Source organism: Burkholderia sp. Ac-20365 (genome assembly GCF_017104715.1).
Lineage (GTDB): Bacteria > Pseudomonadota > Gammaproteobacteria > Burkholderiales > Burkholderiaceae > Paraburkholderia.
The window spans coordinates 1-17,164 of record NZ_JAAGPI010000075.1 but is presented as its reverse complement, the minus strand read 5'-3'; the positions used below and the strand labels follow the sequence as shown (position 1 = coordinate 17,164).

Annotated in this window: 12 protein-coding genes and 3 pseudogenes; 5 read left to right on the top strand and 10 right to left on the bottom strand. The window is 55.0% G+C overall.

Features of this window, described 5'->3' with window-relative positions:
• Window positions 1-94 precede the first annotated feature (94 nt).
• The gene (locus G3O01_RS44290) at window positions 95-892 is read left to right on the top strand and encodes an H-NS family nucleoid-associated regulatory protein (protein WP_205813817.1); all 798 of its coding nucleotides are present in this window, start codon (window positions 95-97) and stop codon (window positions 890-892) included.
• 156 nt (window positions 893-1,048) lie between these two features.
• Here G3O01_RS44290 and G3O01_RS45490 read toward each other — a convergent pair.
• Both G3O01_RS45490 and G3O01_RS45815 read right to left on the bottom strand, forming a co-directional pair.
• A pseudogene (locus G3O01_RS45490) lies at window positions 1,049-1,183 on the bottom strand (His/Gly/Thr/Pro-type tRNA ligase C-terminal domain-containing protein); the annotation flags it as partial.
• Window positions 1,184-1,221: 38 nt separating this feature from the next.
• Entirely contained in the window at window positions 1,222-1,395 is a 174-nt protein-coding gene (locus G3O01_RS45815; protein ID WP_346779274.1) for a hypothetical protein, read from the bottom strand.
• 79 nt (window positions 1,396-1,474) lie between these two features.
• Between G3O01_RS45815 and G3O01_RS45485 the strand changes: the two are divergent.
• The 3 genes and pseudogenes from G3O01_RS45485 to G3O01_RS44275 form a co-directional block, all read left to right on the top strand.
• A pseudogene (locus G3O01_RS45485) lies at window positions 1,475-1,628 on the top strand (aminoacyl--tRNA ligase-related protein); the annotation flags it as partial.
• A gap of 325 nt (window positions 1,629-1,953) precedes the next feature.
• Window positions 1,954-2,712, top strand: coding sequence for a glucose 1-dehydrogenase (locus tag G3O01_RS44280; protein ID WP_205813816.1), 759 nt, complete (start codon window positions 1,954-1,956; stop codon window positions 2,710-2,712).
• Window positions 2,713-2,762: 50 nt separating this feature from the next.
• Window positions 2,763-3,869, top strand: a complete 1,107-nt coding sequence (locus G3O01_RS44275; protein WP_205813815.1) for a glycerol dehydrogenase — start codon at window positions 2,763-2,765, stop codon at window positions 3,867-3,869.
• 47 nt (window positions 3,870-3,916) lie between these two features.
• Here the strand turns inward: G3O01_RS44275 and G3O01_RS44270 are convergent, their stop codons facing one another.
• The 5 genes and pseudogenes from G3O01_RS44270 to G3O01_RS44250 form a co-directional block, all read right to left on the bottom strand.
• The gene (locus G3O01_RS44270; RefSeq protein ID WP_205813814.1) at window positions 3,917-4,513 is read right to left on the bottom strand and encodes a redoxin domain-containing protein; all 597 of its coding nucleotides are present in this window, start codon (window positions 4,511-4,513) and stop codon (window positions 3,917-3,919) included.
• Window positions 4,514-4,933: 420 nt separating this feature from the next.
• A pseudogene (locus tag G3O01_RS44265) lies at window positions 4,934-5,460 on the bottom strand (FAD-dependent oxidoreductase); the annotation flags it as partial.
• Window positions 5,461-5,825: 365 nt separating this feature from the next.
• A complete protein-coding gene (locus G3O01_RS44260; protein ID WP_205813813.1) occupies window positions 5,826-7,634 on the bottom strand; it encodes an ATP-dependent helicase in 1,809 nt (602 codons plus the stop codon).
• Window positions 7,635-7,639: 5 nt separating this feature from the next.
• Window positions 7,640-9,481, bottom strand: coding sequence for an AAA family ATPase (locus G3O01_RS44255; protein WP_205813812.1), 1,842 nt, complete (start codon window positions 9,479-9,481; stop codon window positions 7,640-7,642).
• A 199-nt stretch (window positions 9,482-9,680) separates the two neighbouring features.
• On the bottom strand, window positions 9,681-11,207 hold the full coding sequence (locus G3O01_RS44250; protein ID WP_205813811.1) for an MFS transporter: 1,527 nt from the start codon (window positions 11,205-11,207) through the stop codon (window positions 9,681-9,683).
• A gap of 486 nt (window positions 11,208-11,693) precedes the next feature.
• Here G3O01_RS44250 and G3O01_RS44245 point away from each other — a divergent pair, with 486 nt between their 5' ends.
• On the top strand, window positions 11,694-12,284 hold the full coding sequence (locus G3O01_RS44245; protein WP_205813810.1) for a TetR/AcrR family transcriptional regulator: 591 nt from the start codon (window positions 11,694-11,696) through the stop codon (window positions 12,282-12,284).
• A gap of 839 nt (window positions 12,285-13,123) precedes the next feature.
• On the opposite strand, the gene G3O01_RS44240 is transcribed toward G3O01_RS44245, so the two are convergent.
• The 3 genes from G3O01_RS44240 to G3O01_RS44230 all read right to left on the bottom strand — a co-directional run bounded on the left by G3O01_RS44240 (window position 13,124) and on the right by G3O01_RS44230 (window position 16,447).
• A complete protein-coding gene (locus G3O01_RS44240) occupies window positions 13,124-14,236 on the bottom strand; it encodes a beta-propeller fold lactonase family protein (RefSeq protein ID WP_205813809.1) in 1,113 nt (370 codons plus the stop codon).
• 812 nt (window positions 14,237-15,048) lie between these two features.
• On the bottom strand, window positions 15,049-15,777 hold the full coding sequence (locus G3O01_RS44235) for a response regulator transcription factor (protein ID WP_205813808.1): 729 nt from the start codon (window positions 15,775-15,777) through the stop codon (window positions 15,049-15,051).
• A 370-nt stretch (window positions 15,778-16,147) separates the two neighbouring features.
• The gene (locus G3O01_RS44230; protein ID WP_205813807.1) at window positions 16,148-16,447 is read right to left on the bottom strand and encodes a hypothetical protein; all 300 of its coding nucleotides are present in this window, start codon (window positions 16,445-16,447) and stop codon (window positions 16,148-16,150) included.
• Window positions 16,448-17,164 lie beyond the last annotated feature (717 nt).

The following is a 17,164-nucleotide window of genomic DNA, read 5'->3' as shown; positions in this document are numbered from 1 at the left end:
TTTCAGTGCCGCTTACAAGGTATATCGCTCGATGGCCTGTTCGCACGGTTATATGGCATAGTGCCGCCAACACCAACGACGGGGAGAAAAATCAATGGCAACACTTCAAAAGGTTCAGGCGCAGATCGCAAAGCTCCAGGCTCAGGCGGAAGCACTGGCCGCGAGACAGTCCTCTGGCGTCATCGCGAAGATTCGCGACATCATGGAAAAGCACGGTTTGACGACAGCCGATATCGATGCGCACATCGGCGGGGCGAAGAGGCGTGGCCGCAAGCCGGGCGTCAAGGCCGCCGCCCAGACGTCCACGTCGGCAGCCAAGTATCGCGACCCGAAAAGCGGCGCGACCTGGACTGGTCATGGTCGCGCGCCCGCATGGATTGCCAGTGCGAAAGATCGCAACAAGTATCTGATCGAAGGCAACGCTGTCGCTTCGGGATCTGCGACGACGAAGAACGAAACGGCTGGTAACTACGTCCGAGGTCCGCAGGCGCCGAAGTACCGCGATCCGAAGACGGGAGCCACGTGGAGCGGCCGCGGTCCCGCGCCCGCATGGCTAGCCAGCGCAAAGGATCGCACGAAATATTTGATTGCAGGGGCGGCTGAGAGCGCTACGGAGTCGAAACCCGAGGTAGCGAAGAAAGCATCGACACCGGCGAAGAAAGTCGTCGGAAAGAAAGCTACCGCGAGGGCGGCCGTTGCCAAGAAGAGTGCGGTGAAGAAGGCCGGCGTGGCAGCGAAGAAGGAGCCAGCGAAGAAAGCTGCATCCAAAAAGGCAGTGGTCCGCAAGGCAGCGAAGAAAGTGGTTACCCAAAAGGCATCTATCAGCGCGGACTCGGGCAGCACTGTCTCTGTAACAGCACCCGAAGCCACCAGCGATTCGTCCAACGCTTGATTGACGCCGCCACCGGTGATTGTTAGAGGTGCGGGGCCAGCGCCCCGCGCCGCTTTCTCGACTGCCTTCCGAAGATCGGGTTTCGCGCGTTAACGCTGCCTCTTCTAGCGGCATTGTCGCCCGGTCGCTGTTGTGTTTTCGAATACTTACCGTCTGATCGCGTTCGTCCCGTGCACCCACCACAAGCATCAACGGTATCCGCAATTCTCGCGCATCAACGATTTTTCGCTCCAGACGCTCCGCCTGACAATCGGAAACGACGCGCAGTCCCGCCTCATCGAGTTTCTCCATCACCTGCATTGCATGGGGCGCCAATGCGTCACTGCTACTCACCACATCGACCTGTTCAGGCGCAAGCCATACTGGCACCAGCCCTCGCGGTGTTCAGGGAGTATCGGTATGAAGTGCTCCATGCTGCCGAGCACGGCGTGATGCACCATGACAGGGGTCTCATGAGCGTTCTCGTCATTGACAAAGCGGGCGCCTAACCGGTCAGGTAACACGAAATCGAGTTGGATCGTCCCGCTTTACATCCCGCCTTACCATTTACGGGCACGACTGTCGGCAAGTTGAAACTTAAGCGTTCTGGTATTCAATCAGGGCGCTCGCTCATATTGTGACTTGCCGATCCGGTGCAGCGATTTCTGCGCCTGTCACCGGGATGAGCCATCGGGCTCTCTCGAAGTGACTCAAACATACGCGCGCATTCGTGCAGGACGATGCTCACGTCTTCTGTGCCCTATCGCAAATCTGAGATGAAGCGACCCCATGTCGGGGAACTGCTGACAACACATGTGGGCTTTGCAGTGGTTTCCGGTGTAGTTCCCGCACCCGAGCCATGGGTTGGAGAAATCAGGCGGTTCGAGTGCGATACGGGCAATTGACGTTTAGCCAGCGTCTAAATCGGTGACTGTCCCTACGGATCGCAGATGCTATGGACTGTTATTCACAAAACTCAAGTTACTTCGCCAAAAATATCGCGATTGTTGCCTGTCTTTCGTTGTGTCCGGGCGGGCTAAGCTATGTCCGCTCTAATCTACAACTTCAATTTGGAGACAGACATGTTCAATCTATCTGGCAAGGTCGCCATCGTAACGGGCGGGGCGAGCGGCATTGGGCTGGGCATTGCGCACGGAATGGTCGCAGCGGGCGCGCGCGTGGCGCTGGTCGGCCGCGACCCCGAGAAAGGACGAGCCGCGATTTCTTCATTGCCGGGCGCAAGCGAAAGTGGTGTTTTCATCGAGGCAGACATCACGAAATACAGCGATTGTGTAGAAGCAATCGCGCACGCTGAACGGTATTTCGGCAAGCTCGATATCCTCGTGAACAATGCCGGCATGAACATCCGGAAGCAGGGGCACGCACTCACAGTCGAAGACTGGCATCGCATCATCGACACTAACCTGAGCGGCGCCCATTTTTGCGGTCAGGCCATCCACAGCGCGTTCGTACGTTCGGGTGGAGGCAAGATTATCAACATCGGTTCGATGCTCTCGCTTTTCGGAACGACTTACGGCTCGGCGTACGCGGCGAGTAAGGGCGGAATTGTTCAACTGGGTAAGGCATGGGCCGTCGAATGGGCGCCCGACAACATCCAGGTGAACACGCTGCTGCCAGGCTGGATTGAAACTGACCTCACCGCTGAAGCGAAGCGACTGTTCCCGGACCTTGACGCGAGCGTGTTGAACCGTACGCCTCAGCGTCGCTGGGGGACTCCGCGCGATCTCGCGGGCATCGCTGTGGCGCTGTGCTCGCGTGAATGCGACTTTTTAACGGGTGCGGTGATCCCAGTGGACGGCGGCTACTCGATTCAAGGCTAGCCATTTGCCGATCGCGCCTTCCAGTTAAATAAAAATAGGAGACCCCGACCATGACGAGAGCCTATGCGGGCCCAGGTAAATACATCCAGCGTGCGGGCGAAATCTCGCGACTTTCGCAGCATCTAGGTTCGCTCGGACACAATGTGCTCGTGGTAATCGACGCATTCCTCTTCGATCGTCTAAAAGGCGCACTGAAGAGCGACCTCGAAGGTGCGGGACTGTCTGTGCATCTGGAAAAGTTCGGCGGCGAGTGCACGCTGGCCGAGATTGCCCGGGTGACCGAAGTCGCGCGACGTCAGGACAGCCGGATTCTCGTTGGTGTCGGCGGTGGCAAGACGGCCGACACCGTCAAGATTGCTGCATTCGAAGTGGATGCACGGACCGTTATCGTGCCGACGATCGCGTCGACGGATGCGCCTTGCAGCGCGGTCGCCGTTCGCTATACGGCCGACGGCATCTACGAGGGTTCGGCGCGGCTGCCGCGCAATCCGGACCTCGTGATCGTTGACACGGAGATTGTGGCAAGCGCGCCCGTCCGGTTCCTGGTCGCTGGTATGGGCGACGCGCTTTCGACCTGGTTCGAGGCGCGATCAAACCTGGAATCGCGGACGAAGAACTACGTTGCAGGCGGTTTCCCTCCGACCACGGCTGGCATCGCCATCGCGAGGGCCTGCCACGACGTGCTGATGCGCGATGGTCTGAAGGCGAAGCAAGCGGTGGAGGCCGGCCTGTGCACGACGGCAGTCGAGAACATCATTGAAGCCAACACGCTGCTTAGCAGCATCGGCTTCGAGAATTGCGGGTGCTCGGCGGCGCACGGCATCCACGATGGCCTGACGGTCCTGAGCGAGACGCACGGCATGTTGCATGGCGAGAAGGTCGCGTTCGGGACGCTGTGTCTGCTGATGCTGGAGAATCGTCCGTTGCAGGAAATCGAGGAAATGATTCGGTTTTGCGAACAGGTGGGATTGCCGACCACGCTGGCTCATTTGGGACTTGAAGGGAACTTGCGGCAGAATGCAAACCGGATTGCGGAGGCATCGCTGGCTGACGGAGAGTCTACTTACGCATGCCCTGTCGATGTCTCGACCAGGTTGGTCAGCGATTCGATTCTCGCGCTCGATGCGTTTGCAAGAACGATCACCGCTAACGCGTGAGCTCCCTGTTGACGTTCACGCAGAACTGACCCACCTGCGGCCGTGGGTCAGAATTTGGTGGAGGTCGGCAATGCAGGATGAACGGTCGCAGCAATCTGGTTCAAAGGTCCTAATGCGCCGTCGTACTTCGCGCGAACAGGTTGATCATCCTTGATCACGGAATCAAGAGCTTGTAACAGATCGGTGAAGTTGAGTTCGAGGAATGGCGTCGATTGAACAGATCGATAGTTTATGGTGCGGTCAGCGCGTAGCAGAAACACGCCAGTCTCGAAGAAGATGTCAAGATCTTCGATCCCAATGGATGTCTTGCCTTGAGACGTTGAGATGACGAGCCCCCATTTGAGAGCTTCAGATAAGGAGAATCTGTAGCCCATGCGCAAGTCGTTTGCCGCGCTCTTTTTCTGCATCTCGCGAGCGTGAGGTTCGCTGTCAGAAGAGATGGCGATCGTAGTGACCCCGCGTTCCGCGAACCTCGGCGTCAGCTGTTCCAACTCGGTTAGATGCGTTGTGCAAACGGGGCAATGAAGGCCGCGATAAAAGTAGATTAGCGTCATTCGTCCCGATACCTGTGATGCAAGATCGAACGAACCGTGGCGCAATGTGTCAACGACGAGCGCTGGTGCCACTTGGCCGGGGACTAGCATGATACGAACTCCTTTCGTAACAGATGAACCACGCAGGCAGACGAAGTCTGAACATCGAAGCCTACGAGGCCGATGGAAGCCGGCAAATTTTGAGTGACGACCCGACGGACGTTCGCATCCGAAATGGGCCGGCGGAGACGGAGCAGCGAATCGCAGATGAGCTTTTGTTGGTCGGGCAGCCGAATAACAAGACACACCTGCGACAGCAATCAGAGTAGTTTGTCGCTAAAGCTTGATATCCGTTCTTTCCCGAGTGCGTAAGCCCGGGTAACGAACGAACACTTCGTCGTGCAGCTTACGGCGCTAACATCTGATTCACTAAATCTTGGCTGTGATCGGTCAAGAAAGATCAGCCCCATCTATTGGCGCCTTGAGTTATATCCGTCGCACGGCGAAACGTGTCGATCGCAGTTCCAGATCCACCTTGCGCGGCAGATCGTCCCACGCGAATACGTCGTCGTTGACGATCGCGCGTTCACCAGGTGCCTGGTACATCACCGGCATATAGGGCGATGAACCTGTCGCGATCGCGATCCGCTTCGCATGCACGCGGGTATGATCGCCAACCTGTAGCACGTTGTCGTCGATGAACCGGGCGTAGCCAATCAGCCGCTCGTCAGCCGGGATATTCTCGGTTGATTCGACTACGAAGCTGACAAATCGATTGCGCTCACATTTCAAGCGCGCCATCACCTCGCGTTCGTCAACCCACACGTCTCCATCGACATGCACGCCGAACCGTGCCGTGCTGCGGACGGCATCGGCAGCTTCGGCGGGGGCGATCAGCAGCTTCGACGGCATACATCCGACGCGCGTGAACAGGTCGTTCCATATTCGCTACCCTCGATCAGCACTACGCTTGCGCCCGCTGCCTTCGCTGCGCGAAAGGCGGACAGGCCTGCGCTGCCTGCGCCGATCACTGCGACATCGATATGAAGCGTCTTCATCATGTTTCTCGCTCGGAAGGGCGGCGGCGGTTTAGGCTTAACCGCCTCGGTGCTACAGAATCGGGCTAGATTGCTGGCGTTACTTTACTTTCCACGGATCACAGTGCCAATGCACGAACGATTCAAAAACATGCTGATTCGGATCATATTGGGTATGCGAGAGGCTGGTGTATTCAACCGTGCGAACGCGAATCGCCTCACCGATGGGTTGCGGCACACAGCTTTTGATTCGTCAGCAGGGCTTCACCGGCATTCACATAACTATCCGCCGCTACAGGCTTGATCTATCCTCGGTCTGAAGTACTTTGTCCTCTCGACACACGCAGCGGTTCTTGCAGCAAACGTAACCAAAGCGCATTTAACCTTCAAACCAGCAGTACACAGGGATCGCCTCGCGGTGTCAGGATGGTTACTTGACGCTTCCCTCTGGTGACGCTAACTCGGAGCGTCTGACGGGCTTGCTCATCAATGCTCTCGCGTGAATTGGAGCGGACGATTCTGTCGCCATTGAAGAGTGGCTGTCCCTTACGTTTAATCGGCCATCCTTCGAAGATGATCACTTCGTCAAACTGCTTGCCCTTCGCCTTATGCATGTTCATGACGATGACGCCTGACTCGGGTTTTGTACCCGTTGACAGATGCTGCTGAACGAACGTCCTTCTTACAAGTTCCAATGCATTTCGGTATTCACCGTAGTCCCTCCAATCTTGCGACAGTGCCTGACGCAACCGGGTGCCGCGGTCGAGTATTCGAATGCTTTTCGCGTCTTCGGCGACTTCCCGCAGGCGCTTGCAGGCGCCTTGCTCTAACACGCGGCTGACCGCGCGCCAGTCGGCATCTGGATCACCAGTCAGTTGCAATGCGCAAGTTGACTCATACACCGTCAAGACGTTGGCGATAATGCTGTTCTTGCGAACGGTCTTGCCCCTAGTCCGGGCGGTGAGCAGTTCCTCGTATCCCTTGCGTAAGCCGGTGACTTCGCTAAAAGCATGCTGCGTTGGCTCATCGCCCCCTTTGCCCAGGTAATAATGACAAAGCAACTCGATAAGCTGTGTCAGGTGCCGATGACTGGAGGCGGGCTGCATAAACAGTGCGATGATGTCTCCAGCTAGAATCGCACCTTCCATCTCGACTACCGCGGTGTGCGGAATCTCTCGCATGCCAGCCGGAGGTCGGCGCAGTGCATCTGCGACTAGCTCCGTCATTTTTTTTGTTGGAACCAGAATGGCGAGCGACCAATCCTTAATAGCGAGCTTTATGAGGCGCTGTCGCGCGGCGTAGATTGTCGTCACAAGCATTGCCATTGCTGGCGCGTTGTACGGTTCAAAGTACCGGATCTTGACGCTCTCGTAAGCCTCTTGGCGAAAGTTTCCAGTGAGCAGATCGTTACCGTATATACCGATTTCAGTACCAAGGCTGCGATGGTTTTCGGACCTCAAGTCGACCTGCATTGGTTTAAAGACATTCCGGAACTGGTCAAGGCGGGCGGGATCAGCACCGATCCAATCAAAAATCCGCTGCTCCGGATCTGCGAGTGCTATCAGGCGGGAGTGCTTACCCAGCGCCTGGATCGCACGCCACTGAGCGCGGTTTGTGTCCTGGAATTCGTCAAGGATGATGACGGGATACATGTCAGAGACGAGGCGAGACACGCGGTCGCTGCCACACAGTATGTCACCAGCATACGTTGCGAACAGGTCAAAGCAGACTCGTCCTTCGTCCATTGCGAGGCGGGTGCACTCGCGCGCTTCAGCGAGGCCTTTTGCTTCCTTCTGCCCGTCCGTCAATTTTTTTCCAGGAAACCTCGCACGAATGTCCGCGAGCGCGATGGCTTCTGCCGGTGGGGTGAGAATGTCAATTTTGCGTGGTAGACCGATGAGGTATGCGTGGGACCTCAAAATGCGCCAGAAGAATGAGTGATACGTCTCGATGTCAATACGACGTTGCTGTTCTTGCGGGATATGTTGCTCGTGCTCGATGGCTTCCTTTACACGCGACACTGTCGCCCGCGCGAAACTGACGAACAGTACGCTCTGTCCCGCCGCAAGCTCACTTCCTGCAATCTTTGCTGCTTTGAGGATCGAGACAGTTGTCTTCCCTGAGCCAGGCCCGCCGGTCGCTAGCAGGTGGCCTTCGGCGTGCATGATCTCCTGTTGGCCGATAGTCAGATCCATTACCATTAGCCTCCAAGCGCGTAGTCGAGTACCAATGCTGGATTCTCGGCTCGTGGTGTAGGAGCGTTGCACGCATCCTTGAGCGAACATGCGGCTTTTTTGATCCACTCGGGTATCTCGGTCTCATCGCACTGAGCGAGGAAGTCTGCGATTCCGCCAGTTCCTTTAGACCACGCAAAATACTCGCCAAATGCGTCGACCAAGTTCTTAGTCGGATCAGGAAGGCTTTTAAGGATATGAGGTGGCCAATCGATCTGCTTGGCGAAGCGCTCGAGTGCCAGTCGGGATGTACCCTTGATCACGAGATCCTCAAAGCCCTTCTCTTCGTGCATCAAAAGTAGTGTAACTTCGGCTTTGATTTTCGCTGTGCTATCGTGGTCCTGTTTGTCGCAAATCGCAAAGGTCTGCTTTCCGAGACCGCGATACAGTTTCGCCATACCTGAAACATTCTTCTCCCCGGACGCATCGACGGTACATACGCCCAACGCTTCGAGGGAAGTGTAAGTATCGGGATCGAGTTCGGAAAGACGTCGACAGGCGGCTGGGAAAGCAGATGCTTCGGTCGGCCCTTCAGCGATCAGCACGCGACGAGCGAGTAGTCCTTCACAGAATACTGTCCTGAATTCTTTCCTGTAACGCTTTTGCTTCACGTTATCGGGAAATTCAATTGATCGTTGTATCAACACGCCCTGCGCATCGCGCGCAAGAACCAGTGTATCGTCGGTCGCAAACTCTTCGAGCACATACGGTGAATGCGATGTGAAAAGAGTCTGCGAAGCGAGTTTGCGGACCTCGTGAACAATCCGCTTCTGTGCGTACGGCGGTATCGAGGTTTCCGGTTCCTCCATCGCAAAGATGACGTTTTGCCTGCTTTCGGCAATTTGCGAAAGCATGGCTAGCACGAGCATGTTAATCGTCCCGGTTCCTTGGCGATAGAAGGGAGCAACGTGCTGGCCATCACCAGTGGCAATAAATGCTGTTACGATTTTCCTGAGATGTTCGCGAGTGAGATCAGAAACCTTGAGATGCGGTTCGACGCCCCATTCCTTCGGGACGTACTTCTTCAAAGCGGTGTTGATGGTCTCAAGAACAGATGAAATGCCTAGCGCTGGGTCACCGGCCACGACTGTGCCTGAAAGCGCACCGAGAGTGTTCTCCCACATCTGAGGCCTCACCTCTTTAAGGCGAAGGATGATGTCGAGAAGACTGCCCCGTTCAAGACTCAGCGCACGTGTGCCTGTTCGAATGGTGCGTAGATACAGGAAGCCGCAACGCTGCTTGTCTTTTCGGGAAAACTGCTCCGGCCCTGTGGTATCGGTGAGGCTGCGGGAAAAGTAGGTCTTTCCTTCGAAGTCGTCTTCGTCTTCGTTGTAACAGCCACAAAAGGTGACGCGTAGCGCTTCGGTAATAGACGCGGCATCGACGCCCGGGGCGTGCGGGATGTCGTATAGGTTGTTCGCAGTCGAGTCCCAAAATTCAACGTAGTCGCCAAAGTGCGCTTTCTGCTCAAGGCTGAGGTCGACGATAACCACTTCGATCTGAATCCTTGGGGGCTTTGCGAGTTTGTCGAAAGCCGAATCCGCCTGGCTCAGTGCACGATCCTTGTTCGAGTTCGGGATGCTGTCGAGCGCCGGTGGCCTGTCGAAATAGTGTCCGTTGAAGAAATCGTGTTCATTTATCGGCGGTATCCGGTTAAGCCGATCCGGTCCGAGGGCGAGATCCAGAGCCTCAAGAACCGTTGTTTTGCCCGTGTTGTTATCCCCGATCAGAAGTCCGTGTTTGGGTAGCAGCAACGTGGCGTGCTTTATGCCACGGAAATTATTAATGCAAAGGCGGGCTACGCGCATGGAAGATCCTGATTGGGACGCATATTGTGGTTTGGTTGCCTACGGAGTATCGATTGAAAGAGAGTTGGACCGGCGTGTGCATCCAGCGAGAAAGTCACTTCATCTGATAAGTGTCGCGCAGCTTGGGAGAACGGCCGACTCGAGAACTATCGCGTTGCGTCGTTTCCTGCCGGTCCAGGACGAAAGCCTGTTCCCTGATTCATCGCTTGCTGGAAGGATCTCTCTCCAGCATCGACCATGCGCAAATTGCGCTGACCAGCGCCAAGCCTGCGGACATAAAAATGACAAGTCTGAATGACGCGACGAACGACGCGTCCGAGGCACGTTGGATGGCAGGATTGGCATAACGAGCCCCGGCAAGAAGTGGCCTCTGGTGATCGACTTCGACCTGTTCGGCACCTGATAGCTTCAATGTCTGCAGTGAACTATCCAGCTCTGAGTTGAAGGATTTGGATAGGACGAGGCCGAACACGGCTATTGCGAGCAAACCTGCGGCTCGAGAAATAGCATTGTTGATTCCGGAGGCGGCCCCGGTCAGATGCCCCGGTGCCGAGTTCATGACAGTGGTGGTAAGTGGGGCTACGCAGATAGACATGCCGAGGCCGAAAACTAGCATAGGAATGAAATAGGTCGACCAGTAAGAGCCCTCAGACCCGGGAAGGCACATACTGAAAAAGGCAACGCTAACGATTGAGCTGCCTACTGTCAGAGAACGGCGTGCTCCAAACCTTGCCAGTAATCCGCCGCCCCAATATGACAAGACGGAGAGCATGAGGATCATTGGTGCAAGAGCTGCGCCCGCCTCTGACGCAGCGTAGTGATGGATCTGAATCAGATTCAACGGCAGGAAATAAAATACTGCTGATGTGGCGGTATATAGAAAGAGGGTGATCGTGTTTGCGGCAAGGAAGCCCGGTGAGCGCAATAATGTCGTTGGGAACAAGGGCGTGGCGGCACGCCGTTCACACCGAATAAGGAGCATGAAGAACCCTACACTCGCGATGGCGGCGGGTATAGCGTGGATTGGAGCGTTTTGGGCGCTGAGCAAGGAATACGTCAGTGCGGCGAAGGCCGCGGTCATACTGATGCTGCTTGTCCAGTTGAGTGTGCCGCGATCTGTACTGGTATGACCGCCCGGCACGCGGGAGGCGTAGACCGTGGCGATGGTGGCTAGGGGAAGGTTCACATAGAACACCGTAGTCCACGACAGATGATCAATCAACCAACCGCCCAGAAACGGCCCGATCGCAGCCATCAAGGCGGTAGAGCCGGACCAGATTCCAATCGCTCTCGCGCGAACCTCTGCTGGATAGGTCGATGTGATAAGCGTAAGGCTACATGGAACTAACATGGCGGCCGCAACGCCTTGAGTCGCTCGCGCCGCGACGAGCTCAGAGAGTGAGCCGGAAATAGCGCAGAAGAGCGACGACGCCGCAAAAAGGATGTTGCCCAAAATAAAAACGCGCTTATGACCGTACAGGTCTCCGAGCCTGCCTCCAAGAAGCAGCAGGGCCGAAAGTGTGAGTGCATACGCTTCGACGACCCATTGAATCTCAGCAGCGGTTGCCGAAAAACTGATCTGGAGTTTAGCCGTGGCGACATTGATGACCGTACCGTCGATGAACGCCATTCCTGATCCGAAAATCGCGGCGATCAGCGCCCTGCTACGCTTCTGTGAGCGAGACATTGCTCTGATATGAATTCTGTTACAAGGTTCGTAGCTCATTGGACAACGCTGGTACCGATGCATTGATAGCGCGATGAATAAGCCTCGCGATACTTAACGTCATATGGTGCAGGCTTGTGGTAACAATGTTTGAAGGATCGTTTGCACCATACCAAGACGACTATATCGAGCCGATACTTCATCGATTGTCTCAAGAATGAACTCAGAGACGCTATATGTTACGCCCGGATTCTTTGATGTGCATTCGATGCCTTGGCAGAGAGGCTCGATTCAAAAAGTGCAGTCGACGTATCGAATTCTCAATGAAGATGGGTCTGTCCAGCGGTAGCAGCTATAGGCATGCATCCGGGGGAACCTGAGCAAAATACAATCGCAGCTTTCATGCCTGTCTCACAGATTCGTTACGTGGTAACGAATTGCGATTGCAAGTCGTAGATCGTGTCGTTTTAGGGAGGTTGCTTTAGAATGAGAAAGCCAAAATTCACCAACTATATGGGAATCTAAACATTGAACTGTGGGGACACTATGGACAGACCACGGGAATTTGACGAAAAGGCTGTGTTAGACGCGACTGTCGATTGGTTCTGGCGCCACGGGTACGATGAGATGTCTGTGCAAGAACTCTCTGCGAGTGTGGGTACCACAGCCGACAACCTGCTCGTTGTGTTCGGCGACAAGCAGTCGCTGTTCGAGAGAGCCCTGGGACATTATCTGGCCTGCAACTTTGAGGATCGGGGGGCGCGCTTCGTGGGATTAACTCCGAGAGATGCCATCGTCTCCTTCTTCAATGAAATTGTGGAACGTTCGGTGGTAGACGAAGGTCGCAAAGGGTACCTGCTTGTGAATGCCGGGTTTGGAAACCTACCGCATGACGCGAAGATCCAAGAGGAAGTTGCCCGTGTGCTCGCTCACGTTGAAGGTTTCTTCAGGTGTTGCGTCGCGGCTGGTCAAACCTGCGGGCAGATATCACGTGATCAATCCGCGGATGATCTTGCGGGAATTCTTCTGAGCACACTGCTCGGCATAAGGGTGTTGGCACGTGCGCGGCCGGAGCGTGCGTTGCTAGAAGGGCTCCTACGTCCCATCTATGCTCTATTGGCGGACCCGGTGGCATGATCTGGATCCAACAGCTATCCGCGCGATCATGCGATTTTCGCATCACCGGCGTAACCCCGCGGAGCTACGAATGTGCTAGTTTCGATTCGATGATGCAATGCGTCATCATCCGTGCGACCGGGCCGATAACGGCGTGAAGAATGCCCCGAGCACTTGGAACCGATGGGAAATGGTTGATGGGTCTTCGCCGCTAACAGTCACTGCGTAACGACTCTGTGTTAAATCAAAGCTTTCTATCACATAATAGAAGACAACGAGTTCTTCGGAATTCATTGCATCTCATCGCGTCTTTACCGTGAGAGAAGGGCTATCGTTAATCTCCGCGATCAGCGATGCCACTGATGCCACGAGGCAAGTAGTGCCGCAAACGGTGTCACCTTCTAAGGGGAAACTCCTCAGTGACATCCGCCCGACAGGCGTCCTTGTCACCCATTTGAGCCCCTCTGCATCGGTGTGGCGCTGCACCACTTGAACTGTCTTCAAGAAACTTGCTCCTTCAGCAACCCTGTTGTGGGCGAGGGTCATGTTGGAAGTCACTTGAACGACTTGCACGTGTAGGGAACGGACGGGCCTCCGGCTTTGTGAGTGCAGGCTCAGCGCGAATTGACTGGTCGCGATTTGGTCCTCGCCTACAACAACAGTCGGCTCGCTATCTCGTCTTTTCAGACACTCCGTGCGCCGCGACCCAGTCCTACGTGGATCGCGGTACGGAACCAACGATGGCGTAGTCCACATTAACGGTGCAGTATCAATATCTCTTCCAGCCGCTGTTCATGGTTTGGATTCAACCTATCGCTCGGGCAATGATGAGACATTGAAAATACTGCATTTCGTCGGACTCAGCGCGCGGCAATTCCTTGCGCGCCTGCAGGTACTCCGGCCACGGACCCGATTGGGCTAAGCGTACCGTCAGTGGAAACCCGAAAGCCGCCGACTGCTCCGTTTCCCTCGCGAACATACAAGTATCTACTATTTTTGGTAAGCGCAAGGTCAAACGGTGAATTCACCACAGCCGCCGTGGGATTTAGCACGCGAGTCGTGCCGTCAGCACCAATTCTCAAGCTGCTGATCGTTCCGCTGCCAGCGTTGGCTGTGTAAGCGTAACGGCCGTCGCCTGTGGTAACAAGCCAGCACGGCGCAGTTTGCGTTAGCCGGATGGTTGCACTGATCGAAGTGACGTGCCGGTTGTCTTCGATTTCATAGGAAGATACAGATCCCGAACCCGCCTCAGCTACTACGGCATAGCCCCTATTGGTAACCGAGAAACCGAACGGTGTTACGCCATTTGACCGATGCGAGATTGGACCAGTCGTATATCCGAGCGCGCCGACCCGGAAGGTGTCGATCAGCTGTGTTCCCTTCTCAGACACGAGTATTTCGTCGCCGTCCGGAGTGAAACTTACCTGGGCTGGTTGCGCGTTAGCTCCGCCCGCTAGCGCCCGCGTCGAGTTCGGTAACGGTATGAGACGTTTGCCGATCGCATCGATGATGTAACCGCTGATGTTCGGCGCCCCGGCCGCGTTCAGCACGTACGCATTGAAACCTTTGATCGCAATGCTTACGGGTGTTTGACCACCCGAGGGCTTCCGGTCGAGGAGCGTCAGCCGCGTCCCGTTTATCGCGAACATCGACACATCGTTGGTTCCCGCATTTACGGCGAAAAGGTAGCCTGATCCCAGCGTCAATGAGCCCTGCGAGGCAAGAGGATCGCCTCCGGTTCCTACCCCTCTACCACCAGTTGGATAAGACGCCTCGAATCTGAGCGCGCCGTCCGTTGACCGCGAATAGACTAAAACGGAGTTCCCAGAGGGCTGATTAGACAAGATATAGACAGCACCAGGAGGATCCGTCTCTGTGTCGGCGTGCGCGAAACTGTCCATCGCTGCAAAGAGAGTGAGCAGGATGAAGGTATTGCGGAATCGAAATAGAGTATGTAGCTTACGTCTTTTCATTACAGAAACTCCATGATGTGCTGGATGATGGCAATGGCATGCGAGACTCCGAGCCAGCGATCGGAGGTGGCCCACAACCGATTATCTTGAGTCGACATCGAACAGAATTCTTGACGCTGAATGGCTTCGTGCCGTGAGGCTCCGCGTTCTGTTAAGACTGTTCTCGTCCGGCGCTGAAGTACATTACTTCCGAAGCGGCATGTAGCATTGAAGTTGGATAATCAGTAGCGGTGGATTGATTACGACACAGATGGATAATAGGTGTTAAAACCGAGAACAGACAAAACTCCGCCGGTATATTTTTTCTATGCGCGAGGTGCTCGAAACATGAAACACCACGTACGGATCGGGCTGAACTTTCATTCCGCTGGGACTCCAGTGGAGAACGTTTCGATCCCCTCTAACCCGCGCAATATGCGACGTGGTTTTAACAACGTATAGATGTCAAATTGGCTCCGAATCGCCATCTAATTCATTCGGGTGTATTCCAAGGCAGATCAGGACGGAGCGTGTCACGATAGCGGCGAACACATCGATTACGTGCGCCACCGTTAGGGATTTTTCTTCTAAACGCTAGCGTCGTTCTGACAATCTGAGAGTGGGAAGATTGTGTGCGGGGCAATACTTCGAGCGGTAGATTTGGTTTGGATAACGCGTGACCGTGCAACATCTGCAGCGTCACTGCTGGAGCCATAGAATCATAGGTCGAACATACGGCAGCTACGAGCTACGAGGACAACATCCGTGACGCCGATCTGTCGACTGGCTTCGATAGACTGCCGATGACACCAACTGCCATGCGTATCAGACGCTCAAGCGGCCATTGAAGCGAGCGGATGGCGATACTCGCTCACAGTATGTGAATCCGTGACGAAGACATAACCCAACGAGTAGATAGTTTTCAGCTGCGCGCCACGGCGTACGTCGAGTGCAAGTTTCGAACGCAGCTTATATATATGTTGCTCGAGGGATCTACCAGCTAAATCAGCGTCTTTCCCCCAGACTGCATTCGCGAGCTGTTGGCGAGTCATTAACGTTCCCGCATTTTTCAACAGCAACCAAGCCAGGCTGAGTTCGCGCGCTGTAAGCGACACGTGGTGCTCACCGAAGCTCAGCATGCGAGTCGCCCTGTCGATCGTGTAACCGCCAACCGTCAGGCGTTCCGCAACGCGGAGCCTGCCGCGACGCACAAGCGTGCGCCATGCGCGGGCCGTGATTTCTTCGACACTCGCAGTAGCGACGGCAATCTCATCGACGCCTGCTTCGAGCGCTTCTATGATCGCAGCGTTATCCCACGAACGACCGATCATCATCAGGGGAACGTCCGTGCGGAAATGGCAGGTGCGCCATGTGAGCGTCGCGAGAGCGGAAATCTGGATTTGAGTAGCGTCGAAAATCACGAGCGAGGCCGAATTACGCTGAAGGAAGCGGATCATAGCGAGTTCATTGGTGAAACGCGTACAGGAAATGTTGACTTGCTCAAATTTTTGACTTATCTGATTGAAAAGTACGTCTCTTTGAGTAAAAAAGGCGATTCGCATATGTACTCCATATCCGTCGAGGCACCCGTGCTTGGATGCCGATATCTCCCGTCGTTGGTCTTTGGTGCCGTCTGTTACGTGCGGCGATCGCTTCGATGAAGTCGTCGTTCTGTTCTGGTGCTTCACCGGGTCACGAGCACAATGCGTGGTTACCGACCATTCTGGTGAGTGATTCATCGTTAGCCTTAACGCAAACGAAATCGTATGCGGCCGCGAGCGATTTGGGCGTTTTAGCCCATAGACAGATGCGCACTGTAAGTGAACTTCGGAATTGTGTGTCACGCGGCCGTGCGATTGATCGGGAGATGGCGTGGTGGCCAAGCAGAAGCAGGGGTAAATCGCGGAGTCGAACAAGCTTAAGAATGCGGATTCATATTGCGGTTAGTAACTGCGATTCCTTGATGTCGTTACAGTGTACAACATCATAGATGTGTGAATTAAGATCAACATAATAAAAGCATATTTTTCCCTTTTTCGGAACCAAGATGCTCAGCGTCGTTACGTGGTAACGTTTATTATTGCATTCGATGGTGTTCTTATCCGAAGAGACTTTCGCGCAAACTCCGGCCATCAGGACGGGCTTGTGAACCCGTCGTAACCGAGTGCCATTTTGTGGCTCGCCATGACTTGCTGCTTCGCGAGCATTCCCGCCACCGCGTTTGATTTCCATCGTGCGTTGACCACACAATCGCTGACGTTAGTTTGCGCCGGGATCTAGGCATCAATCCTTCATAGCAATTCGACGGTTGCTATACCTCGTGTCGCTACCGTCGTCGGGCTTGTCGGTTGAACCAGGTTGAAGGCAATTTATGCCGCAGAAGGATTCCCCGATTTTCATTGCGACATTGCTACCGGAGACGTTGCCCCTTAACGCATCTCACTTTATTCTTGTCGGGGGTTTGCTCTTCATTAGCACATTGAATGCTTCGCTTGGTCGGTTACCTGGTTACGCGTTATCAACTGATCGATACGGTGGACACGCGTACCCGGATTGCGGATAGCCCTGACTTTAAGCCGTGTCACCACGCTCGTTCTGATCCTGTGTTGATGACCAAATCGATCTCTTGGAATGTAGGCCCGAACCATCACGCACGGGATGTGGTAGCCAGTTCAAGAGAGAATGCCAGATCTCGCTCTTCGTCAACGCTGGTTGATGCATTCAACGAATGACTTACGATTTCGTTACCGTGTAACAGGCTATGCAGCTTGACGGCATGCCGACTGAATATTAGCCTCAACATCACTGTCAGCCCGTCATACCTGACAGTGAGCTCCGTGCGCGGAGCCCCCTGGTATGCCCGCCGATGCCCTCCCATTGGCGGGCTTTTTTTCACCGCTTCGCATCAAATGGGAAGTGTTGGCGAGAAGATTGTAAGCGTTGCTTCAC